Below are 22,835 nucleotides of genomic sequence, written 5' to 3'. Positions count from 1 at the left end.
GACCCCGGGAAGGAGAAGTTGGAGCCCCTCCCCCGCCCCAAGGGACCCCACCCTGCACGCTTTGTTGGCTCCACCCTCGGACCCAAAGTACATGGCCGCCCCTCCGCCTTGCGATCCACGGCACCGGACGACGCGGGCCCAACCGGCAAAACCCGAAAGGGACGATCTAGCCGGGGAAGGAGAAGTAGAGGGTGTCGCTGTAGAAGGAGGCGAAGTGGTCCTCCCAGTCGGCGCGGATCGTGGACAGCCAGGCGTCGTTGCGGCCGGCGATCGCCGCTTCGGCCTGGGACACGGCGGCGGGGATGTCGTCGGCGACCAGCCGCTGGACGCCCGCCACGGGGTCGTCGTCCGTGAGGGAGACCATCTCGCCGGTCTCCAGGACGAAGTACCGCGCCGCCTGCTTCTCCAGGTGGGCGGTGGTCCGCTCGACGCACCGGGCGAAGTCGGTGTCGTCCTCCAGTCCGCGGCCCACGGCCCGCAGGAGGTCGCCGAGCAGGGCGGCGCCGCCGGCGTAGTCCGCCGCGATGCCTATGCGGGGATTCCAGATCATGGACGGGACGATGGCCGTGCCACGTCCCACCAGGAGTTTGTGGGCGAGCGGAATGGACCAGTTGTGTTCCGAGACGCAGCGGATCGCCTGGGCGTTCTCCTGCTCGGTGGGCAGCGTGTCGGCAGCGTAGAGGTATGAGCGGTTGGCCATGGCGGCGACCCTAACAGCGGGTTCGGACAACGCCGTTCGGAGGCGCTCGTGTCCGTCGCCGGAGCGCCGGCCGCGGGGTGGCCGCGGAGCCGGTCCTCCTCGTCCGCGGCCGGGATTCCGGTGGGCGTACGCGGCTTCTAGCGGTCTGGCGGGCGCGCCGCGGCTTCTAGCGGTCTGGCGGGCGCGCCGCCCGGGCCGGTCCCGCGGTGTCACGGGAGCAGGGCGTCGAGAGCGCGGTCGAGGGCGTCCAGGAGCGCGTCACGGTCGGCCGGATCGTAGAGCATCCGCAGCGCGAGCCCGTCGCCGAGGGCGATGACGGCGTCGGCGGTGGCCCCGGCGCGCGGGGACCCCGCGCCTTCCAGCCAGGCGGTGAGCGCGTCGCGGACGTCGCGGTCGACCTGGCGGCGGATCGCGGCCAGCCGCGGGTGGTGCGCGGCGTGGACCGCGAAGGCCAGTTGTGCCGCGGCCTCGGCGCGCCGCTCGTCGTCCAGCGGCAGCACGGTGCGGACGAGGGCGCGCAGCGCCTCCCGCAGCGGCAGGCCGGTGTCGACGCGGGACATCCGCTCCCCGATGCGCTCGCCGGCGAGTTCGGCGGCGAAGACCAGCATGTCCTCCTTGGAGCGGAAGTACTTCTGCACGGCGCCGGCGGAGCGGCCGCTCGCCGCCGCCACGGTGCGCACGCTGATCTGGTCGAGGCCGTGCTCGGCGGCGAGCCCGAGCAGAGCGGCGCCGATCTGCCGGCGCTGCTCCGGCCGGTCGACGGTCTTCGGCACGGGTCCACCCCACCTTCTTTGAGATACAGTCGTATTCTAATACGGGAAGGGAGACAGGGGATGGAGAACAGCCAAGGCAAGCCGTCCGCACCCGCGTTGCGGGTGTCGGACGAGGAGCGGGACGGCGCGCTGGGCGTCCTGGCCTCGGCGCTGGCGGAAGGCCGGCTCGACGCGCAGGAGCACGCGGACCGGGTCCGGCGCACCCTCGACGCGCGCACGGCGGGCGAGCTGGCCGCCCTGACCGGCGACCTGCCCGCCCCGTCGCCGACCCGCGCCGAACGGGACCGCCGGGACCTGGCCGCGTGGCTCGCCGAATGGCGGTACTGGCTCGGCGGATCGGTCGTCCTGTCGGCGGTCTGGGGCGTCCGCTGCCTCAGGGAGGGCGAGCTGTCGTACTACTGGCCCGTCGCCCCGCTCGCCGTGTGGGCGGCGGTCCTCCTCGCCGTGGCGGTCTGGCCCCGCAGCGAGGACGGCACCGGCTGACGCCGCGCGGCGGGTGCGGGCCGCCGGCTCAGCCGGCGGTGAGGAGAGCCGCGACCTCGGCCGGGGAGAGGGCGGCGCCCTCCGCCGCCTCCCTGTCGTGGCGGTCCGGGCCGAGCACGGCGCGGGCCTCGTCCGGGATCGCCGCGACGGCGGCCTGCTCCAGCACGGAGCGCGGGTGCCCCGCGCGCCACGCCGTGGCCGCGCCGAGGACCCGTACGGCCTCGGCGGTGCGGCCCGCCCTGGACAGCAGGGCGGCCGCGGTGTCGGCGAGCGAGGCCAGGACGCGCTCCGCGCAGTGCGCGGCGACCGCGCCCGCCAGCGCGGGCCCGACGGCGGCGAGGCCGGCCTCCGGGCCTGCTTCGCGCCCCAGCAGCACGGCGTCGATGTTGTCGAGGCCGGCGGTGAGCTGGGCGGGCGCCGCGAAGCGGGCGGCATCGGCGCGGGCCTGCCCGTGTGCGGCGCGGGCCTCTGCGAGGTCTCCGCGGACGAGGGCGACGAGGCTCGACAGCAGTCCGGCGTAGGCGCGGACGTCGTACACGCCGCCGTACCGGTCGACTTCGCGGGCCGACTCCGCCAGGAGCCGCTCTGCGCCCGCGAAGTCCCCTGCGCAGAGGGCCGCTTCGGCGATGCGGGCCGTGATGAACGGCGTCTCCGTGTGGGCGCCGACCTCGCGGGCGAGGCGCAGGCACTCGTCGAACTCGCCGCGCGCCACGTCGTACCGGCCCCGGGAGAGCGCCACCTCGCCGGAGGCGGCCGCCACCTGGGCGCGGGTCCACCGGTCGCCCACCCGCTCGGCGATCCCGTGGAGTTCGGCGAGGTCGGCGTCGACGGCGGGCAGGCCGCCGGTGACGTCGATGGCGAGGTGGGTGCGCAGCAGGAGCGTGACGCCCAGCTCCCACGCGCCGCCGTGGCGGCGGCAGTTCTCGACGGCCTTGTCGAGGGCCCCGCGGACGTCGAGGACGTCTCCGGTGAGGAGGAGGCTCATGGGCCAGAGCATGCCGGGGAAGCGGGCCGTCTCGGGTCCGGGCGTCTCGAACACCTTCCGCAGGCGGTCGGTGAGGGCGGCGTTGGCGGGTGTGCGGAACTCCTCGGGCGTCTCGCCCTGCGCGCGGAGGAACACGTCGAGCATGCGGACGCGCATCACGCGCCAGTGGGCGGGAGTGTCCTCGGGCGGCTCGGCGGACCGGTTCCGCAGGATCCGGCCCACCCAGTCGGCGCCCTCGCCGCGGTAGTTGCGCAGCCACCAGAACCAGCCGAGGGCGACGGCGAACCGCTCGCCGGCCTCGGCGGATCCGGCACCGGTGGTGTGCCGGAGGGCCGCCCGGACGTTGTCCAGCTCGGTCTCGATGCGCCGGATCCAGGGCAGTTGGCCGGAGCCGCGCAGCAGCGGCTCGGCCTCCTCGACGAGGGCCAGGAAGTACGCGGCGTGCCGGTCGGCGGCGGCGAGGCGGTCGGCGGCGTCCGCGGCCGCGCGTTCCGCGGCGTACTCGTGGATCGTCTCCAGCATGCGGTAGCGCATGCCGGGGCCGTCGGGGTCGGGGGCGGCCACGACGAGGGACTTGTCGATGAGCGAGCCGAGGAGGCCGGGCACGTCCAGGGAGCCCTCTGCGCAGACGGCCTCGGCGGCCGGCAGGTCGCAGCCGCCGGCGAAGGCGGAGAGGCGGCGCAGGACGGTCCGCTCGCCGTCGTCGAGAAGGTCCCATGACCAGTCGACGACCGCGCGCAGGGTCTGCTGGCGGGGCAGGACCGTACGGGCTCCGCCGGTCAGGAGCCGGAACCGGTCGTCGAGGCGGTCGGCGATCTGGCGCGGGGTGAGCAGCCGCAGCCGGGCGGCGGCCAGTTCGATGGCGAGCGGGAGGCCGTCGAGGCGCGCGCAGATCTCGGCGACGGCCTCCGGGTCGTCGTCCGGGGTGAAGCCGGGGCGGACGGCGGAGGCGCGGTCGGCGAAGAGGCGGTGGGCGGGTCCCGGCGGGAGGGGGTCGACGGGGCGGAGCGTTTCACCGGGCACGCCGAGGGGTTCGCGGCTCGTGGCGAGGATCCGGACTCCGGGGCAGCGGGTGAGGAGCAGTTCGGCGAGTCCGGCGGCGGCGCCGACGACGTGCTCGCAGTTGTCGAGGATGATCAGCAGGCGGCGGTCGGCGCACAGTTCGACGAGCCGTGCGGCGGGGTCGGCCGCGGGCGCCTCGCGGGCCACGAGGGTGTCCTCGCGCAGGCCGAGGGCGCTGAGGACGGCGCCGGGCACGGCGTCCGGCCGGTCCAGGCGGGCCAGTTCGACGAGCCACACGGGGTCCGGGTGGGCGGCGGCGCCCTCCTCGGCGAGCCGGGTCTTCCCGGAGCCGCCCGGCCCGGTGAGGGTGACCAGGCGCAGGCCGGCGAGGTCCGCCCGGAGGGCGGCCAGTTCCGGTTCGCGTCCGACGAAGGAGTTCAGGCGGGGCCGCAGGTTGCCGCCCGCGGGGCCGGGGCGCTCGGGCGCGGGCGGCCGGCCGGGCGGGGCCGCGGCGGGGGCGGGGTTCAGCAGTTCGGCGTGGAGGGCGGCGAGTTCGGGGCCCGGGTCGGTGCCGAGGGCGTCGGCGAGGGTGCGGCGGGTGCGCTCGTACGCGGCGAGGGCGTCGGCGGGCCGGCCGGCCGCGCGCAGGGCCCGCACCTGCTGGGCCCGGAGCGTCTCGTCGTACGGGTTCTCCCGGATCAGTGCCTCGATCTCGGCGGGCAGGGCCGCCGGGTCCGCGGCACCGGAGCGCAGGTCGGCCTCGATGCGGTCGCGCAGGGCCGCGGTGCGCCGGCTTTCGAGGGCGGCGGCGTGCCGGCTGCGGGCGGGTTCGGGGAGGTCGGCGAGGGCCGGTCCGCGCCACAGGCCGAGGGCGGCGCGCAGGTGGGCGGCGGCGCCGGCGGGGTCGGCGGGGGCCGCGGTCAGCCGGGCGCGGCCTTCGCGGGCGAGCCGGGTGAAGCGGTGCACGTCGACGTCGTCGCGGTCGGCGACGGCGAGGCGGTAGCCGCCGGAGGGGTCGGCCAGGACGGTGTCCCGTCCGCCGAGCGCCCTGCGCAGGCGGGCGACGAGCGCCTGGAGGGCCGCGGGGGCGTCCCGGGGAGGCCGGTCGCCCCAGACGTCGTCGACGAGGTCGGTGACGGAGGCGGCGGCCGGAGCGCCGGCGCGCAGGGCGAGGGCGGCCAGGAGCGCGCGCAGGCGCGCCCCGCCTATGGGAAGGGGGGAACCGGCCGCGCTGCGCGCTTCGGTGGCGCCGAGGATGAGGTAACGCACCGGGCCCATTGTGCCGGACCCGCGGCGGGCGGCCGCGGGTCGTCCACCAGCGGGGACGCCCACCGGGCCGTGTCCGGCGCCTCCGCGTGCGCCGGCCCGTCCTCCGGGGCGCGGCTCCGGGGTCCCGCCGCGCCAAGGGCACCGGCCCCGCGAGGGTATCCGGCGGCGCGCCCCGCACGGCGGAGGGCCCCGCCCGCACACCGGGCGTACGCGGGCGACCCCGGACGGCGCGCCGGGGAGCGGTGCCGGGCGTCGGCCCCCGCGGGGCTGCGGCCGTCAGAAGCCGCAGACGACCCGGGCTTCCGCCGACAGCGCGGCAAGGGCGCAATTTCCCCGCAGCAACCCGCCCAGGCCACAGCCCGACAGAAGCCGCAGACAACACTCTCGTCCTGCAGCGCGGCGACGCCGCAATTTCCGGCAGCGGCCCGCGCGGGCTACAGCCCGCCAGGCCGCGGACGGGCCGGGCCGTCGCCGACGGCGCGCCGGGGCGCGGTGCCGGGCTACGGCCCGCCGGGCTACAGCCGACACAAGCCGCGGACAATCCGGGCCCCCGCCCGACAGCGCGGCGAGGCGCCGTTTCCGGCAGCGGCCAGCCCGGCCCACAGCCCGTCAGAGGGCGCAGGCAGCCCGAACCGTCACACGGCAGCGCGGCGAGGCCGCACCTCCCGGGCAGCGGCCCGCGCGCCAGGCGCCGCAGACGGCCCGGGTCCTCGCCCGACAGCGCGGCAGGGGCGCGGCACCGGGCGGCTGCGTGCGCGGGATGCAGCCGTCAGAAGCCGCAGACGGCCCGGGCGTCCGGGAAGAAGGCTGGGTGGCGGCGCCGGTACTCGACCAGGCACTGGGCGACCGCGGCGCCCTCGCCCACGGCCGCGCCGACCCGCTTGACCGACCCGGAGCGCACGTCGCCGACGGCGAAGACGCCGGGCACGCTGGTCTCCATCGGCAGGGCGTCCGCGCCGGCCGCGCCGCTCCCGGTGAGGACGTAGCCGCGGTCGTCGAGCGCGAGCGCCCCGCCGAGCCAGTCGGTCGACGGGTGGCCGCCGATCAGGACGTACAGGCAGTGCGCGGGGACCGTCTGCTCGCTGCCGCCGCGGTCGCGGAGCCGGAGGCCGGTGAGGGTGGTCTCGCCGAGGCACTCGGCGACCTCGGTGCCGAGGAGGACGCGCAGGCCGGGCGTGTGCCCGATGCGCCGGACCAGGTAGTCGGACATCGAGGCGCCGAGGTCGGTGCCCCGGACGAGCAGGGTGACGGTGCGGGCGTAGCGGGCGAAGTAGAGGGCGGCCTGGCCGGCGGAGTTGCCGGCGCCGACCATGTAGACGTCCTCGCCGGCGGCGGAGGGCGCGTCGGAGAGGCACGAGCCGTAGTACACGCCGGAGTTGAGCAGGCGGTCGACGCCGGGAGCCGTCAGGCGGTTCCAGTCCACGCCCGTGGCGACGACCACCGCGGCGGCGGTCACCGAGGCCGTCTCGTCGGTGCCCGCCTTGACGAACTCGACCCGGTGGCGGCCGTCCTCCGCCGGCGAGACCCGGCTGGCCACGCGCGTGGGCTGCCATTCGACGCGGGCCCGGCGGGCCTGCTGGAGGGCGCGCTGGGCGAGGTCGCCGCCGGTGAGGCCCGTCGGAAAGCCGAGGTAGTTCTCGATCCGCGAGGTCGTCCCCGCCTGCCCGCCCGGCGCGTCGTCCTCGATGACGACGACGCTCATGCCCTCGGCGGCCGCGTACACCGCCGCGGACAGGCCTCCCGGGCCGCCGCCGATCACCGCGACGTCGTAGTGGTCCCGCCCGGCGGGGCGGATGAGGCCGAGCCGTTCGGCGAGTTCGCTGATCGACGGGTCCGCCATCTCGGTGCCGTCGCCGAGGCGGACGGTCACCGGGGCGTCCCGCGACTCCTGCTCGGGCAGCCAGCGGAAGATGACGCCGCTGCGGCCGAGGAAGTCGCGCACCGCGTAGGCGGCGGGCGAGAAGCGGCTCCCGCGGACCTCGGCGGTGGGCAGTTCGCCGCGGGAGTCGGCGTTCCAGGTGCACAGGGAGTCGTCGAGGGCGCCGCGCAGGTCCTCGGCGCGGCTCCCGGCGGCCGGGGGCGCCTCGCTGCCGGCGGCACCGGCGACAGCGCCGGGGCCGGGGTCGGCGTCCCGGTGCCGGGCCAGCGGCAACCAGCGGACGCCGGGGTGGTGCGCGGCGGCCGGGGCGGGGGCCTCGTCGGCGAGGACGGCCGCGACGGGCACCCGGCGGTCGGCCAGCGTGTTCAGGGCCCGGACCACTTCTGCCGGTCCGCCGACCTGGAGCACCCGGAAGGAGGTCCGGTACCAGCTCTGCACCAGCTCGGCCGTCTCGTGGCGGCGGAGCGGGTCGGGGTCGGAGAGCACAATCACCGGCAGTGCGGCATCGGCCATCAAGGGGTCCTCCAAGGGAGCGGGCTGGGATGATCGGCTTCCGCTCGCGGTCGACGAGCGGGCGGGCGCACGGAGCGGCTTCGCCGCGGCCGGTGCGGGGCGGGCGCGGCACGGCGGCGGGAGGAGGGACAGGGCGGGGGCGGGGGCGGCCCGTCGGCCCGCCCCTGCCCCCCGCACCGCCACGGCGGGGTCAGAGGCGTCCGAAGAAGTGGTTGCCGCGGGCGGTGTGGTCCTCGCTGGTGTAGTACTCCTTCATCGCGCGGCTGATCTCGTCGCGGCTCAGCTGCCCGTCGCCGTCGGAGTCGAGTCCGTTGAACGCCTCCTCGAAGGTCTCGCGCGGGAGGCGGAACATCCCGTGGAGGAGGTCGGTGTACTCCTGGCGGCTGAGCATGCCGTCGCCGTCGCGGTCGCCGAGTTCGGTCCAGGCGTTGCTCATGCTCCTGATCCGGTCCCAGATCCGGTTCTGGTCGGTGACGATCCGCGCCCGGAACGCCGCCCGGAACTCCAGGCGGTCGACGCCGCCGTCGCCGTCGCGGCCCATCTTCTGGAAGACGGCGTCCCAGAGGTCCTCCAGGGAGCCGCGGAGTCCGGCCACGGCGTCCGGGGCGACGCCGAGGGACTCGGCGAGCTTGTCCGAGAGGCCGGTCACGTCCGACTTGCGGAGCCGTCCGTCGCGGTCCGCGTCGAAGACGTCGAAGGACCGGTCGAGCTTCATGTCCAGCACGCTCACAGCAGGCATCCCCTTCACTCGGTTCGGTCCGCCGAATGTAGTGCGGCGCGGGGGAAGGCCTTGACCGTGATCACCCGTTTGGGGCGCGGCGCACCCGTACGGGCTACGCCCTCCTGTTCAAACCCGTTCGTCCGCAGGAGCGGGAGCCCGGGGCGCACGCGGCGCGTGCGCCCCTTCGGCACCTGCCCGGCCCGTCAGTGCTCGCAGAGGGAGAACTCCCGCTCGTAGACCTGCTCGTTGTGCTCGGCGACGAAGAACTTGCGCTCCTGCATGAGCTCTTCGCGGTACTGCTTCGCCTGCTCCAGCGTCATGGTCGACGTCTCGGCCCACGGCTGCTGCGGGGGCACGTCGGAGGTCGAGACGATCGTCTCCGACGGGTCGACGAGGAAGACCGCGAGGATCTTGCGGTGCCCGGGTCGGGTGGGGTCCGCGAGGCGGAACGAGTCGACGCGGTGCTGGAGGACGTTCGGGAACGCCAGGCAGCGGCCCGCCGGGGTAGGCACCGATCCCAGCTCCTGGTTCAGCGCGTCCTCGTTCTCCAGGCCGTAGACCTCGCGCACCCCGTTGTCGTCGTTCTGCTCGTAGTAGGGGTCGTCGAGTGCGGCGCGGAACCCGAGGCGGCTCTCGGTGATGTTCTCGCTGTCCCAGTAGTAGATGCCGGTCGAGACGATCCGCTCGTTCAGCATCCCCTCGACGTGCCAGGAGCCGCCCGGGTACTCGGGCTGCTCCGGGGTGAGGTGGACCGCGGCGAGCTTGACGATGACCTGGAGCCGGCGGCCGCGCAGGTCGACCCGGGAGGAGGCGTCGGGCAGCTCGGGCGGGGTGAACGCCGGGGCGTCCGGGACGACCGGGCGGCGGTTCTCCCACCAGTCGTCCAGGGCCGTCTCCCAGGCGCGGACGGCCGCCGCGTAGGCCTCGTCGTCGTCGAACGCCGCCTTGTCCGGGCGCTCCGGCTCCGAGTCGTACCAGCCGTAGGGGTCGGGCTCGATCCGCAGGGGCCGCGGGTGGCGCAGATCGGTGAGGACGTTCTCCAGCAGCGGGCGCAGGCGGGCGAACAGCTCGGGCAGGACGGCGGCGAGTTCCCGGTGCTTCTCGGGGTGGACGTTGTTGACGTACGAGCGGAAGGCGGCCTCGCCGTCGTCACTGACGTCGACATCGGTCGGCAGCCACTGGAACCTCTCGGAGAACTCGTGCTTCGCGTAGTGGCTCGTCGGGTTCTGCCAGGCCCGCTCGGGTCCGCCGCTCACCTCCCGCACCAGGCAGAACAGCGAGGGGTGCACCAGGTCGAGGACCTGGCCGGCCGATCCGGGATGCCAGTCCTTCTCCTCCTCGGGGACGTCCTCCAGCACCCGCGCGGCCTCGCGCAGCCGGGACCGGAGCGCGTCGTCGACGAGCGTGTCCGAGTGCCACACCCCGTCGACGGCGGACACCTCGATGCCGGTGCCGGGGTCCCGCAGGGCGGCGTAGTGCCCGAGTTCGGCAAGGACGTACGCCACTTGCGCCTCGGTGAGGCCCTGGGCGACCGCTTCCCGCGTCCACCTGGCGACGACCTCGGCGTCGTTCATCTTGTCGAACCACCCCGGCTTGGACCGGATGTGGGCGCTGCACCGCATCATCTCGACTTCCCGCAGCGTCCGGGGGGTCGCGAACAGTGCGGAGCGCACGGATTCAAAAGGCAGGGGGAAAGCAGGCTTGCCGGTCAATTGCGTCGGCCTTTCGGACGGATGTACGACGACGGGCACCATATCCGCTCCGACCGACACCCCGTCCGCGCCCGCCGGCGCCTCCGGGCAGGGCCGGAAGGGAAGACTCCATACCGGTAGCGGCGCTCACGCCGAGTTATGCTCTGGCCTGCGAGTTCGCGGCGCGCGGACGCCGTGCCGCACCGAGCGCGACGAGTTCAGGAGACATCAGTTGATCGGTCGTCACAGGGAGCGGGCGGTCATCGCCGAAGCGCTCGCGCCGAGCGCCCCCGCTGCGTCTCTGCTGCTGCTCGGGGAGCCCGGAGTGGGCAAGACGACCCTGCTCGACTCGGCGGTCGACGCGGCCTCGGCGGCCGGAGCCACCGTGCTCAGGGTGCGCGGCAGCGCCGCCGAGACCGAACTCGCCTTCGCCGGACTGCACCAGCTGCTGTTCCCCGTCCTCGACCGCGCGGAGGGCCTGCCCCTCCGGCAGCGCACCGCCCTGCTGAGCGCGTTCGGTCTCGGCGACGACCCGGCGCCGCCCGACCTGATGATGATGAGCCTGGCCGTGCTCACCCTGTCCTCCCAGCTCGCCTCGGCGAGACGGCTGCTGCTCGTGGTGGACGACGTCCAGTGGCTCGACCACGGCAGCTGCCAGGTGCTGGGCTTCCTCGCCCGGCGCCTCGCGGGCGAGCCCATCGGGCTGCTCCTCGCCGCCCGGGGCACGCACCGCCCCGACTGGCTGGACCGGGCGGTGCCGGAGCTGCTGGTCCCGGCCCTCCCGCCGGCCGAGGCCGAGGAACTGCTGAGCAGCCAGCCGGACGCCCCGTCAGGTCCGGCCCGCCGCAGGATCCTCGACACGGCAGCCGGCAATCCGCTCGCCCTGGTCGAGCTGGCCCGGCAGGCGGCGCGCGACGGCGGACTGCCGGCGACGGGCCACGTGCCGGTGACCGACCTGCTGGAGCGCGCTTTCGCCGCCCAGGTGGACGAGTTGCCCGCCTCGTCCCGCGGGGCGCTGCTGGTCGCCGCGGCGGCGGAGGGCGCGGGTCTCGCCGACGTCATGGCCGCGCTGCCGCCCGGTACGGACGTGGCGGTCTGGCGGCCGGCGGAGCAGGCGGGCCTGATCCGCCTCCACGCAGACCGCATCGACTTCCGCCACCCCCTGGTCCGGTCCGCCATCTACGGTGCGGCGCCCTTCGCCGAACGCCGCAGCGCCCACCTGGCGCTGGCCGCCGCCCTCACGGGCGACCCCGACCGGCGGGCCTGGCAGCTGTCGGCGGCCACCGTCGCGCCCGACGCGTCGGTCGCCGGCGCCCTCGAGGAGACCGCGCTGCGGGCGGTGGCGCGGGGAGCGATGGCCGAGGCGGTCGCCGGCCTGGAGCGGGCCGCCCAGCTGGGCACCGACCCGGCCGACCGGATCCGCCGGCTGGCCACCGCGGCGTACGCCTCGGTGCTGGTCGGCGACCTCGGCCAGGCGGAGGGGTTCGCCGCAATGGCCCTGGAAGCGAACCGCGACCCGGTGACCGCGGGATGGATCTCCGGGCTCAGCGGACTCGTCGCCATGCTCTCCCTGCGCATGGAGAGGGCGTTCGCCCTGGTCGACTCGGACGGGCTGATGCACCCCGCGGCGATCGGCGCCGGCGTGTCCACCATCGCCACCGGGATCGCCTACCATTCGGGCGCCCCCGCCCAGCGGGCCCGCCTGCGCGCCCTGCTGGACCGGCGCGACGCCCAGGACATCGCCTCCCACCCGTTCCACCTCTGGGACCTCGGGGTCACGGACCCGTTCGTGCACGGCGCCTCGATCCGCGGCCTGCTGCCCGCCGTCGCCGCGGCCCCCGGCAGGCTCCCCACCGAACTTCACACCCTCGGCGTGCTCTGCCTGGTGCTGGACGAGACCGAGACCGCGGTGAGCCTGCTCGGCGAGCTGGTGAACCCGCAGTGGGAGGACGCGGACGCCTTCCACGCCGGGATGACCGCCGCCGACCTGGCGTGGGCGAACGTGGACGGCGGCCGGTGGGCCGACGCGCGGCTCGGCGTCGAGCGGCTCGCCGCGCGGTTCCTGGACGGCGAGCACACCCTCGGCTCCGTACGGGCCCTGACCGTCCTGGCCACCCTGCACGCCCTCACCGGCGAGCCCGAGCCGGCGCTCCGGCACGCGGCGGCGGCACTGGCCGCGACCGAGCCCGCCGGCGCGCTCGGGACGGTGGTGCGCGCCCGCCGCGCCGCCGGCCTGGCGGCCACGGCCCTGGGTGACCACGCCGCCGCCCACCGGCACCTGCGCGGCGTCTTCGACGCGGCGGGCCGCCCGCTGCACCACCACCTGTCCTGCTACGCGGTCGCCGACCTCGCGGCCGCCGCCGTGCTCACCGGGCAAGCCGACGAGGCCCGCACCGTCCTGGCGCGGGTGACCGCCGAGGTAGGCGGCGGGGCCTCGGCCCGGCTGCGGCAGATCCTGGACCGGGCGGCCGCCCTGCTCGCCGACCCGTCGGAAGCCGGGCCGCTGTTCCTGGCCGCGCTGGCCGACCCGGCCGGGCAGCGGTGGCCCTTCGAGCGGGCGCAGGTGTGGCTGGAGTACGGCGAGTGGCTGCGCCGGCAGCGACGGATCGCGGACGCCCGGGAGGCCCTCACCAGGGCACGGGAGATCTTCGACGGCCTGGGTGCCGTCCACTGGAGCGCGCGGGCCGAGGCGGAGCTCAGGGCGGCCGGCGTCACCGCTGCCCCGAGCAGGCCCAGCGCCCTTCGGTCCCTGACGCCGCAGCGGCAGCGCATCGTCCGGCTCGCCGCACAGGGCCTGACGAACCGTGAGATCGGCGAGCGGCTCTTCCTCTCCCCGCGCACCGTGGGCACCCACCTCTACCAGGCCTTCCCGGCGCTCGGCGTCTCCTCGCGCAGCCAACTGCGGGACGTGGTGGAGCAGGACGCGGTGACCGGCCGCTGACCGGGGACCGGGCGGCGGCGCGGAGGCCGCCGCCGTACCCGGCGGTGTGACGTACACGAGGCAAGTCATGTGACGGATGGCTGCGGCGGCCGACGGTCCGAGAGTGGGTGCAGAGCCGCCCCGCACCCACCGGGAGTCACGTTGTCCCAGGTCAACACCACCGAAGCCCTCCCCGTCACCGAACGCGCCGACTACTGGCACAGCTTGGTCTCCGGCACGTTCGTCCCGCTGGACGTCGCCCTCCACGAACCCGAGCCGGCGGTCGGCACGATCGTCAGCCGGCACGTCGGCGCCCTGCAGATCTCCGACGTCGAGGCCGGACCGCAGGCCGTCATCCGCAGCCGGCACCGCATCGCACAGGGCGGCGGACAGTACGTGACCGTCACCCTCCAGCACCGGGGCACGGCCCGCCTGACCCAGCACGGGCGGCAGGCACTGGTCCTCCCGGGGACGTTCACGTGCTCGGATGCCGGCCGGCCCTACCGCCGGGAACAGCCCGACTGCTTCCGGTTCACCGCGTTCCGCCTGCCGAAGAAGGACATCGGTGTCTCCGACGAGGACCTCGAAGCGGTCACGGCAACCGTGTTCGACAGCCGGTCCGGAACCGCCGGGCTGTTCGCCGGCTACCTCGCCCGGCTCGCGGAGCAGGCACCCCGCTTCGACGCCGACACCGGCCACCGGCTCGCCCTGACCGCCGCCGACCTGCTCGCGGTGCTGGTCCGCGAACGGCAGGGCCGGCCGGACCCCCGGGCACCGGAGGCCGCCGCCGGCATCCTCGCCCGGATCAAGGAGTACGTCCGGCAGCACCTCGCGGACCCCGGGCTGACCCCGGAGCGGATCGCGGCCGCGCACCACATCTCGGTGCGCTACCTGCACCGGCTCTTCCAGACGGAGGGCACGTCCGTGGGCCGGTGGATCCACGCCGAACGCCTGGACCGCTGCCGCCGCGACCTGTCCCGCCGCGCCGGGACCGGGCCGGCGGTGGCGGCGGTCGCGCAGAGCTGGGGGTTCGTCAGCCCCTCGCACTTCAGCCGGTCCTTCCGCGCCGCGTACGGGATGACGCCGCGCGAGTGGCAGGCGGCGTCCCGGGGGCCGGCCGGCACCGGCTGAGCGGAGCGTGCCGCGCCCCGGCCGCAGCCGGCAGCGCCGGGCGGGCGGTACGCGGGCGCCGGGGCGCCTCAGAGGGTGCGGCGGACACCGGCCTGCCGCTCCAGGTTGCGCAGTTGCACGGCGAGGTCGCCCTCGACGGCGTGGTGGGCCGGTCCGCTGCGGCCGATGGGGAGGACCTCCTCGCTGCGCATGTCCTCCAGCATCAGCGCGAAGGCCGCGTAGGCGGCCGCGAGCGCCACGGCCAGACCGAGGGCGCCGGCGGTCCGGGTAAGGGCCTCGGCACCCGTCAGTCCGCCCAGGCCGGTGGCGGCCCACCGGGGCAGGGAGACCGCGATGACGAGCCACAGGGCGCGTTTGGGGCGGGTGACCGCGGCCATGAGCGCCCCGAGGACGAGGAACGCCAGGTTGAACACGCCGAGCACCCGGGGCCCGCCGGCCGCGCCGGTGCCCACGACCAGGGCGTAGGCCAGCCAGCTGCCGGCGAAGACGCCCATGAGGGTCGCCGCGACGACGTCCCGGGCACTGAAGGCGAGGATGCTCACCAGGAACTGCAGGGCGAACGCCGGCAGTACGCACAGGGCTACGGCGCGCCGCTCCGAGTCCTCGAACACGCCCAGTTGCAGGCAGCCGGTCATGACGGAGGCGATCGCCACGGTGAAGAAGCCCAGCGGCATCGGGGAGGCCATCGGGCGCAGGTTGATGCGGGTCATCGCGCGCAGGTCGGGCTCGAATCGGCGCCCCGGCCCGCTGCCGGAGGGGGTGTCTGTACTCATGGGCGGGACCACTCTCGGTCAGGGGGCGAAGCAGGGGTCGACGGCGGCGGGCCCGGGCTGCACCGGGGGCGGGGTGCCGCGGGCGGCCCGCCAGCGGCGGTGCTCCTCGGACTCGGCGACCGCCTCGGCCATGGCGTCGGCCTGGCGGGCGCCGGCCGACCGGTGGCCGCCGAAGCGGGCGACGGGGCTCCAGCCGGGGCTGACCGGCGGCAGGGGCTCGTCGAGGCCGGTGTACTCGGCGCTCGCGTGGACGATGCGTCCGCCGGCCAGGGTGAGGACGGACTCGATGTCCGGGATCGCGGCCTCGGGCACGGTGAAGTAGTCCGCGGACAGCACCGCGAGGTCGGCGAGGAAGCCCTCGCGCAGCATGCCCTTGGTGTCGTCCTCGCCGGTCAGGCGGGCGCCGCCGAGGGTGTACAGCTCCAGGGCGGTCTGCCGGTCGAGCAGGTTCGAAGGCGGGCGGAGGGCGGTGCCGCCCACGGTGCGGCCGGTCACCAGCCAGTGCAGGGAGACCCACGGGTTGTACGAGGAGACGCGGGTGGCGTCGGTGCCGGCGGCGACGGTCAGCCCGCGCTCCAGCATGGCCCGGACGGGCGGGGTGCGGGAGGCGGCCTCGGCCCCGTACCGCTCCAGGAACGCGGTGCCCTGGAAGGACATCCGGTTCTGCACGGACAGGGCCCCGCCGAGGGCGGCGATCCGGTCGAGGCTGTCGTCGGAGACGGTCTCGGCGTGGTCGAAGAGCCACCGGCTGCCGGCGGGGAAGAGTCCCTCGGCGGCGAGCTTCTCGAAGACCGCGAGGTCGCGGCGGATGGTCTCGTCATAGGTGGCGTGGAGGCGGAAGCCCCAGCCGTGCTCGGCCAGCAGCCGCACGGCCTGCTCGAACTCGGCCTCGTAGCCGGGGGGAAGCTCGGGCCGCGGTTCGGAGAAGTTCTCGAAGTCGGCGGCCGCCCAGGTCAGGTTCTCTCCGGCGCCGCCCAGGCGCAGCCACTCGTCGCCGTCCCCCGGCCGTACCGACTGCGTCCAGCGCCGCAGGTCCGCGAGTTCCTGTCCGGCGGTCTGCGGGAAGAGGTGGTAGGTGATGCGCAGGGACAGCTCGCCGGAGCGGGCCAGGTCGACGACGGTTTCGTAGTCGTCGGGGAAGTTCTGGAAGCCGCCGGCGGCGTCGACGGCCGAGGTGAGGCCGAAGCGGTTGAGTTCGCGCAGGAAGTGGCGGGTGGAGGTCCGTTTGTCGGCGGCGTCCAGGACGGGCGCCTTGGCGAGGGTGGAGTAGAGGAGCAGCGCGCTCGGCGCCGCCAGCAGCACCCCGGTCGGCTCTCCGTCCCGGCCGCGGACGATCTGCCCGCCGCGCGGGTCCGGCGTCTCGCGGGTGTAGCCGGCGGCCCGTACGGCGGCCCGGTTCATCAGCGCCGACTGGTACAGGTGCAGGACGAAGACCGGGGTGTCGGGTGCTGCGGCGTTCAGCTCGGCAACGGTGGGCATCCTGCGCTCGGCGAACTGTTCGGCGGTCCAGCCGCCGACGACGCGCACCCACTGCCCCTTGGGGGTGCGGCCCGCCTGCTCGCGGAGCATCGCCAGGGCCTCGCGGAGGCTGGGCACGCCGTCCCACCGCAGCTCCAGTACGTAGTTGAGGCCGCCGCGGATGACGTGGAGGTGGGAGTCGTTCAGTCCGGGGACGACCCGGCGGCCGAGGGCGTCGACGATCCTGGTCGCCGGCCCGAGGTGGGGGGCCAGGTCGTGGTCGTCGCCGAGGGCGAGGATCCGGCCGTCGCGGACGGCCAGGGCCGTGGCGGCGGGCCGGGACGGGTCGCCGGTGTGGATCCTGGCGTTGCGCAGCAGCAGGTCGGCGGCGGCCGGGACGGCGCCGGGGGCCGGGACGGCGCCGGCGACGGGCATGCTCGGACCGGGCGTGCCGTGCACGGTGGCGCCCGTCATGCCAGGGCCTCGCGGAGGGTGTCGACGGCGAGCCGGATCGCCAGGCCGGCGGCCCGCGTCTCGCGCAGGGCGTTCAGCATGGCGAAGTCGTGGATGGTGCCGAGGACGCGCACCGCGGTGACGGGCACGCCGGCGGCCCGGAGCGCGGCCGCGTACGCTTCGCCCTCGTCGCGCAGGACGTCGGCCTCGGCGGTGATCACCAGGGCCGGGGGCAGTCCGGCGAGCTGCTCGGTGGTCGCGCGCAGCGGGGAGGCGGTGATCCGGGCGCGGTCGGCGGTGTCGGTCGTGTACTGGTCCCAGAACCAGCGCATGGCGTCTCGGCGCAGGAAGTACCCCTCGGCGAAGGCCTCGTAGGAGGGGGTGTCGAAGGAGGCGTCGGTGACCGGGTAGAAGAGGACCTGCTGCCGCAGGGCGACGTCCCCGCGCTCCTTGGCCATGAGAGTGAGGGCGGCGCTCATGTTGCCGCCGACAGAGTCCCCGGCGACGGCGATCCGGCCGGCGTCGAGCCCCTTCGCGGCGCCGTCGCGGACGATCCAGCGGGCGACCGCGTAGTTCTGCTCGATCGCGACGGGGTAGCGGGCCTCGGGCGACAGGTCGTACTCGGGGAAGACGACGGCCGCGCCGGTGCCGGCCGCCAGCTCGCGGACCAGCCGGTCGTGGGTGTGGGCGTTGCCGAACACCCAGCCGGCGCCGTGGAGGTAGAGGACGACGGGGAGGGGGCCGGCCGCGGCGCGGGGCCGGACGATACGGGCGCGGACGGAGCCGGTGGGCCCGCCCTCCACCCTGATCCACTCCTCGTCCGTCTCGGGCGCGGAGACGCCCTCGCCGTTCTGGACGCCGTCGACGGCCTTGCGGCCGTCGGCGACGGGGATCTCGTAGAGGTAGGGCGGCAGGGCCGTTGCGTCGGCGAAGGCCTGGGCGGCGGGCTCCAGCACGGGGACGCGGGGCATGGGCAACTCCTTCGGCGGTAGGGGGTGAGGGGCGGCGGCGGGGAAGCACGCGGGTGCGAGGGCGCCGGGGTGGGCGCGGGTCCGGCGCCGGGGCGCGCCGGCGGACGCTCCCGGGCGGGACCCGGCCTCCGACGCGCCCCGGGCTGCGTCCGCTCAGTCCAGGAAGGCGAGGAGGGCGGCGTTCACCTCGTCGGCGTGCGTCCACAGCAGGCCGTGGGGGCCGCCGGGCACGATCGTCAGCTCGGCGCCCTCAACGAGCTGCGCGAGCGGGACGGCGGTGGCGTCGACGGGCAGGATGCGGTCGGCGTCGCCGTGGATGATCAGGGTGGGCACGTCGATGCGCGGCAGGTCGGCGCGGAAATCGGTCAGCCAGGCCTGGACGCAGTCGAGGGTGCCCTTGGCGGAGGCGCCGACGGCGACCTGCCAACTGGCCTGGACCGCCTGCTCGCTGATGCGCTCGCCGCCGAGCACGTCGGTGTTGTAGAAGTCCGCGAGGAAGGAGGTCATGAACGCGAACCGGTCGGCGGCGATGGCCTGCTCGATCCCCTTGAAGACGCTGCCGTCGACACCGCCCGGGTTGTCTTCGGTCTTGAGCAGGAACGGCGGGACGACGCCGATCACGACGGCCTTGGCGATGCGCTCCGAGCCGTAGGTGCCGAGGTAGCGGGTGACTTCGCCGCTGCCCATGGAGAAGCCGACGAGCACGGCGTCGCGCAGGTCGAGCGTGGTGAGGAGGGTGTGCAGGTCGGCGGCGAACGTGTCGTAGTCGTAGCCGTCCGCCGGCTGGTCGGAGCGGCCGAAGCCGCGCCGGTCGTACGTGATCACGCGGTGGCCGGCGGCGAGCAGTGCGGCGGTCTGCTTCTCCCAGGAGGCCCCGTTGAGGGGCCAGCCGTGGATGAGCACGACGGGGCGGCCGGCGCCGTGGTCCTCGTAGTGGAGGCGGACGGGGGCGCTGTTGCCTTCGGCGACGTCGATGGAGGGCATGGGCGGTCCTTCGGTGCGTGTCCGGCCGCCGCTGCGGGCGGGCGGACGGTGGATGGGGGGGTCGGTGGAGGAAGTAGTGCGGGCGGGAAGGGGCCTGGGGGCGGTACTCCGTGCGCCTGCGTCAGGGCCGCGGCACCGGCGTGTCCGCGAGGGTGGACGACCTGGTGTCCGCGCCCTGGTCGGGGAGGCGGGCGGCCGGACCCTGTCCGGGTGTGGCCGTGGCCCGGGGCCGTCTCCGGTGCTGTGGGCGGGAAGGTTTGCCGGGTCGCGGCGTCCGGTGCGGTGCATCGCAAGGCGGAGGGCCGCGGCGCGTACTGGGCGTACGCGGTCCGACAGCGCGGCGAGGCGCCGTGCCGGGCGCCGTGGCCCGGTGAACCCGCCCGGGACAGAACGACTAGGCGGCGGGCCGGTGCAGGACGAGCCGGGTGAGCAGGCCGCCGGCGACGCCCGCGGCGAGCACGGGGACGGTCCACCACAGCGGGTACGGCGCCAGGCCGAGCAGCCGGTCGAGGGACCAGGCTCCGGGGCCCGTGGCCGCCAGCGCGGCGGCTGCGCCGATGAGGACGAGGGGGTACTCGTATCCGTCGTTCTGCACCCACAGCCCGTGGGGCCGCTTCACGGTGAGGGCGACGGTCATCACCCCGATGGCCCCGGTCGCGGCGAGCGGCGTCAGCAGTCCGGCGGCGAGCAGCAGTCCGGAGCCGATCTGGGCGCCGCCCGCCGCGAGTGCGGTGAGGGCGCCGCCGCGGAACCCGTCGGCGCGGAACTCCTCGGCTCCGCCGGCCAGGCCCTTGCCGCCGAGGTGCGTGCTGACCTTCTGCACGCCGTGGCCCGCGAGGAGCAGGCCGACGAGCAGGCGCAGGGCCAGCAGGCCGGTGTCCAAGGGGGTCAGCCGGCGGCGTGGGCGCCGAGGATGCTCTGCGCGTACACGACGCCCAGGCCGTAGGCCCCCGCGTGGTCCTTGACGACCTCCATGACGGCGCCGTAGGTCTCCTGGCGGGCCCAGTCGCGCTGGAGCTCCAGCAGCACCTGCAGCCATGTCACCGGAACGGCGCCGGCGGCCGTCATACGGGCGATCGCGTGCTCGTGGGCGGCGGGGGTGACGCCGCCGGAGGCGTCGGTGACCACGTACACCTCGTAGCCCTGCGCGAGAGCGGACAGCGCGGGCAGCACCAGGCAGACCTCGGTCCACAGGCCGGACAGGACGATCTTCTTGCGACCGGTGGCCTTGACCGCCTCGACCAGGGCCTCGTCCTCCCAGGCGTTCATGCTCGTGCGGTCGATCGGCTTCTGGTCGGGGAAGACCGCGGCCAGCTGCGGCAGCAGGGGGCCGGAGAAGGACTCGGCGGCCACGGTGGTGAGGACCGCCGGGACGCCGAAGGCGCGCGCCGCCTTGGCCAGGCCGACCGTGCTGTTGACGATGGCGGCACGGTCGCCGCTGCCGGTGCCGAAGAACATCTGCGGCTGGTGGTCGACGAACAGCATCAGGGCGTTGTCGGGGGTGAGGAGGTCTGCGCTCGGGGCGGCGTGTACCTGGGTGGCGTCGAACATGGGGGTCCCCTCTGCTGTGTGCAGGGTCGGATGGCTCGGTCCGTGCCCGCCGCGCGGTTCCCCGCGGCGGGCACCACACGAACGTACGGGCGTTCCTGCGGGGGGAGTTGACCCTGCGTGCCCGGCAGCTGTCCCCGGAGCGCAGTGCGTCTCAGGCGCGGGCGGCGGCCGTCAGGGCCGCTGTGGTGACCACCCGGGCGAAGCCGCCGCCGTGGAGGGAGACGGCTGTGGCGCGGGCCAGTTCGTCGGCCGTCAGGTGCAGGCCGTCCGGGCCGGACAGGTCGAAGGTGTGGGTGGCGTCGAGGGCGAACAGGACGTCGTATCCGAGGTTTCCCGCCATGCGGGCGGTGGTCTCCACGCACATGTTGGTCTGGATGCCGGCCAGCACGATCCGGGTGACGCCGGCATCCCGCAGCCAGGCGTGGAGGTCGGGGGTGCCGTAGAACGCCGAGTTCACCGACTTCGTGACGAGCAGCTCGGGGCCGCCGCCCCTGCCGCGCCCGGCCTCGACGTAGTCCTTGAACGCGTTGCCCGCGGACCCGGGCCGCAGGGGCGAGTCCGGGTTGGCCGAGTCGTGCCGGACGAAGACGACGGGCCGGGCCGTGTCCTTCCAGGCCGTGACGAGCGCGGCGATGTTGTCGTCTGCCGCCGGGTTGTTGCGGGTGCCCCAGAAGGCCGCGTCGTCGAAGCCCTTCTGGACGTCCACCACAACGAGCGCCGTGTTCTGCGTGATCTCCATGCCGCCATCCTGCCCCGCCCGCGGTCCCGCTTCCAGGAGGCGGAAAGACAGCGATCGATGGTTTACTGCCGGGCATGAACCGACCGGCGCCGGCCCACCGCATCGCCCTTCTCGCCTTCCCCGGCATCCGGGCCTTCGACGTCTCGGTCGTCACGGAGGTGTGGGGAGTGGACCGCACCGACCGGGGCGTGCCCGCCTTCGAGCTGCGCCGGGTGGCCGCCGGTCCCGAGCCGGTTCCGATGCGGGGCGGGCTCGCCCTCACACCGGACCGCACCCTCGCCTGGCTGCCCCGCGCCCAACTCGTTCTGGTTCCCGGCCTGGACAAGCACACCGCCCCGGCGCCCGAACCCGTCCTCGCGGCGCTGCGCCGCGCCCACGCGCGCGGCACCACCATCGCCGCCCTGTGCGGCGGCGCGTTCACCCTCGCCCAGGCCGGGCTGCTCGACGGCCGCCGGGCGCTGACCCACTGGGCGCTGGCCGACCTGCTGCGCGCCCGGCACCCGCGGGTGCTGGTCGGGCCGGACGCGCTGTTCGTCGAGGACGGCAAGGTGTGGACCTCCGCCGGCACCGCGGCGGGCATCGACCTGTGCCTGCACCTGGTGCGCACCGCGCACGGGGCGGAGGCGGCCGCGGCCATCGCCCGGTCGATGGTCACCGCGCCGTTCCGGACGGGCGGCCAGGCCCAGTTCACCGAGCGCCCGACGCCCCGCACCGACCGCGGCGCGGACGCGCTGGCCGGCGTACGGGCGTACGCGCTCGCGCACCTCGACGAGCCCCTCGGCGTCGCCGCGCTCGCCGCCCGCGCGGGCATGTCGCCGCGCTCGTTCGCGCGGAACTTCGCGGCGGCCACCGGGACCACGCCTCTGCGGTGGCTCCTGGAGCACCGCATCGCCGCCGCGCAGAGGCTGCTGGAGCGCACCGACCTGCCCGTGCCCGAGGTCGCCCGGCGGGCCGGGTTCGGCAGCGAGGTCACCATGCGCCAGCACTTCGCGTCCCGCCTGGGGACCAGTCCGCGCGCCTACCGCGCCTCGTTCGCGGGGGACGGGTCGAACCAAGAGCCGATTCCGGGATTCGCGGGCTCCTCGTGATCACACCGAGTTCGCCGCCGTTGGCGGTGGAGGCAGTGTTCGGGAAGGAGGGTTCCCGCCCTCGGCGGCGCAGCCGGTGGGCGATCCGCACAGCGGGGACGGCCCGCCGCCCGGCAGCGGGTGCGGGTCCTCCCCGGGGGCGCCGGCGGCGTCGGTGGCGCTGCGGAGCCAGCCCGGGGCGGCCAGGATCTCGGTGCCCGCGTCGACGGCGGTTGCCTCCCACGCGGACCGCGTCCGGACCGGGTGCACGGCGGCGCCGACGGGCGGGAAGCGGTCGAGGGCGAGGGCCACGGCGGCGGCCGGTCCGCCGGCCGCTCCCGGCATGCCCGCGGCGGTGAGTGCGAGCGCCTGGAGGGCGGTGGTGACGGCCGCTTCGGAGACGACGGCCAGGGTGTGCGCCAGCGCCTCTCCGGACCGGACCGACCCGCACGGGCGGCCGTCCCCGGCGCGGGCGGCGGGCACGGCGGGGCCCGGGGCCGGGCGAGCCTGGACGGCGGCCAGGGAGTCGGAGTCCGGGTCGGCCAGGTAGGGCGCGAGACGCCGGTGCACGGCGGCCGCCCGGCCCTCGTAGGCGTGGCTGCCCGCAGCCTCGGCGGCCCTGCGGAGCATCTCGCCGAGCAGCGTGTCCTCGGCCGCGGCCGCGCACGCCACCACCCTGCGGGCGGCCCGCAGCAGGCCCGGCTGCCACGCTTCCCAAGTCAGGGCGTGGTCGTCGCGGCGGGCGGCAAGCCGACGGAGCTCCTCGGCGAGC

The 22,835-nt window shown here is 75.7% G+C and carries 18 protein-coding genes; 4 read left to right on the top strand and 14 right to left on the bottom strand.

Features of this window, described 5'->3' with window-relative positions; genetic code table 11:
• Positions 1 to 166: 166 nt before the first annotated feature.
• Positions 167 to 700: a DUF7822 domain-containing protein gene (locus ACZ462_RS15230; RefSeq protein WP_467806316.1), complete on the bottom strand. Its 534-nt coding sequence runs from the start codon at positions 698 to 700 to the stop codon at positions 167 to 169.
• 209 nt (positions 701 to 909) lie between these two features.
• Positions 910 to 1,473 (bottom strand): TetR/AcrR family transcriptional regulator, encoded by a 564-nt coding sequence (locus ACZ462_RS15225; RefSeq protein WP_467806317.1) that lies wholly within the window; start codon positions 1,471 to 1,473, stop codon positions 910 to 912.
• 60 nt (positions 1,474 to 1,533) lie between these two features.
• Here ACZ462_RS15225 and ACZ462_RS15220 point away from each other — a divergent pair, with 60 nt between their 5' ends.
• Complete coding sequence (locus ACZ462_RS15220) at positions 1,534 to 1,956, top strand: DUF1707 SHOCT-like domain-containing protein (protein WP_467806318.1); 423 nt, start codon at positions 1,534 to 1,536, stop codon at positions 1,954 to 1,956.
• A 28-nt stretch (positions 1,957 to 1,984) separates the two neighbouring features.
• Here ACZ462_RS15220 and ACZ462_RS15215 read toward each other — a convergent pair whose 3' ends face one another.
• From ACZ462_RS15215 to ACZ462_RS15200, 4 genes are all read right to left on the bottom strand, one after another.
• Positions 1,985 to 5,212, bottom strand: a complete 3,228-nt coding sequence (locus tag ACZ462_RS15215; protein WP_467882614.1) for an ATP-binding protein — start codon at positions 5,210 to 5,212, stop codon at positions 1,985 to 1,987.
• A gap of 769 nt (positions 5,213 to 5,981) precedes the next feature.
• Positions 5,982 to 7,604 (bottom strand): NAD(P)/FAD-dependent oxidoreductase, encoded by a 1,623-nt coding sequence (locus ACZ462_RS15210; RefSeq protein ID WP_467806320.1) that lies wholly within the window; start codon positions 7,602 to 7,604, stop codon positions 5,982 to 5,984.
• Between the two features lie 190 nt (positions 7,605 to 7,794).
• Positions 7,795 to 8,334, bottom strand: a complete 540-nt coding sequence (locus ACZ462_RS15205; protein ID WP_467806321.1) for an EF-hand domain-containing protein — start codon at positions 8,332 to 8,334, stop codon at positions 7,795 to 7,797.
• Between the two features lie 194 nt (positions 8,335 to 8,528).
• On the bottom strand, positions 8,529 to 10,079 hold the full coding sequence (locus tag ACZ462_RS15200) for a DUF4246 domain-containing protein (RefSeq protein WP_467806322.1): 1,551 nt from the start codon (positions 10,077 to 10,079) through the stop codon (positions 8,529 to 8,531).
• Positions 10,080 to 10,248: 169 nt separating this feature from the next.
• Between ACZ462_RS15200 and ACZ462_RS15195 the strand changes: the two genes are divergently transcribed.
• Positions 10,249 to 12,957, top strand: coding sequence for an AAA family ATPase (locus tag ACZ462_RS15195; protein ID WP_467806323.1), 2,709 nt, complete (start codon positions 10,249 to 10,251; stop codon positions 12,955 to 12,957).
• A 141-nt stretch (positions 12,958 to 13,098) separates the two neighbouring features.
• A complete protein-coding gene (locus ACZ462_RS15190) occupies positions 13,099 to 14,067 on the top strand; it encodes a helix-turn-helix domain-containing protein (RefSeq protein ID WP_467806325.1) in 969 nt (322 codons plus the stop codon).
• Between the two features lie 68 nt (positions 14,068 to 14,135).
• Here the strand turns inward: ACZ462_RS15190 and ACZ462_RS15185 are convergent, their stop codons facing one another.
• From ACZ462_RS15185 to ACZ462_RS15155, 7 genes are all read right to left on the bottom strand, one after another.
• Positions 14,136 to 14,840, bottom strand: a complete 705-nt coding sequence (locus ACZ462_RS15185) for a GPR1/FUN34/YaaH family transporter (protein ID WP_467806326.1) — start codon at positions 14,838 to 14,840, stop codon at positions 14,136 to 14,138.
• Between the two features lie 18 nt (positions 14,841 to 14,858).
• The gene (locus ACZ462_RS15180; protein ID WP_467806327.1) at positions 14,859 to 16,772 is read right to left on the bottom strand and encodes an amidohydrolase; all 1,914 of its coding nucleotides are present in this window, start codon (positions 16,770 to 16,772) and stop codon (positions 14,859 to 14,861) included.
• Positions 16,769 to 17,722 carry an alpha/beta hydrolase gene (locus ACZ462_RS15175; RefSeq protein ID WP_467806329.1) on the bottom strand — a complete coding sequence of 318 codons (954 nt, stop codon included), beginning with the start codon at positions 17,720 to 17,722 and terminating at the stop codon, positions 16,769 to 16,771. The genes ACZ462_RS15180 and ACZ462_RS15175 overlap by 4 nt, the downstream gene beginning before the upstream one ends.
• A gap of 153 nt (positions 17,723 to 17,875) precedes the next feature.
• Positions 17,876 to 18,706 carry an alpha/beta fold hydrolase gene (locus ACZ462_RS15170; RefSeq protein ID WP_467806330.1) on the bottom strand — a complete coding sequence of 277 codons (831 nt, stop codon included), beginning with the start codon at positions 18,704 to 18,706 and terminating at the stop codon, positions 17,876 to 17,878.
• Between the two features lie 394 nt (positions 18,707 to 19,100).
• Entirely contained in the window at positions 19,101 to 19,589 is a 489-nt protein-coding gene (locus tag ACZ462_RS15165) for a DoxX family membrane protein (protein ID WP_467806332.1), read from the bottom strand.
• 5 nt (positions 19,590 to 19,594) lie between these two features.
• Positions 19,595 to 20,257 (bottom strand): hydrolase, encoded by a 663-nt coding sequence (locus tag ACZ462_RS15160; protein WP_467806333.1) that lies wholly within the window; start codon positions 20,255 to 20,257, stop codon positions 19,595 to 19,597.
• A gap of 151 nt (positions 20,258 to 20,408) precedes the next feature.
• Positions 20,409 to 20,996, bottom strand: a complete 588-nt coding sequence (locus ACZ462_RS15155) for a cysteine hydrolase family protein (protein ID WP_467806335.1) — start codon at positions 20,994 to 20,996, stop codon at positions 20,409 to 20,411.
• A gap of 74 nt (positions 20,997 to 21,070) precedes the next feature.
• Here ACZ462_RS15155 and ACZ462_RS15150 point away from each other — a divergent pair, with 74 nt between their 5' ends.
• Complete coding sequence (locus ACZ462_RS15150; protein WP_467806336.1) at positions 21,071 to 22,084, top strand: GlxA family transcriptional regulator; 1,014 nt, start codon at positions 21,071 to 21,073, stop codon at positions 22,082 to 22,084.
• Here ACZ462_RS15150 and ACZ462_RS15145 read toward each other — a convergent pair whose 3' ends face one another.
• Positions 22,085 to 22,735 carry a hypothetical protein gene (locus ACZ462_RS15145; RefSeq protein ID WP_467806337.1) on the bottom strand — a complete coding sequence of 217 codons (651 nt, stop codon included), beginning with the start codon at positions 22,733 to 22,735 and terminating at the stop codon, positions 22,085 to 22,087.
• Positions 22,736 to 22,835 lie beyond the last annotated feature (100 nt).

The sequence above is a fragment of the Streptomyces sp. NPDC031121 genome, assembly GCF_055570615.1.
The sequence above is the reverse complement of the archived record's forward strand: the minus strand, read 5'-3'. Positions and strand labels throughout refer to the sequence as shown.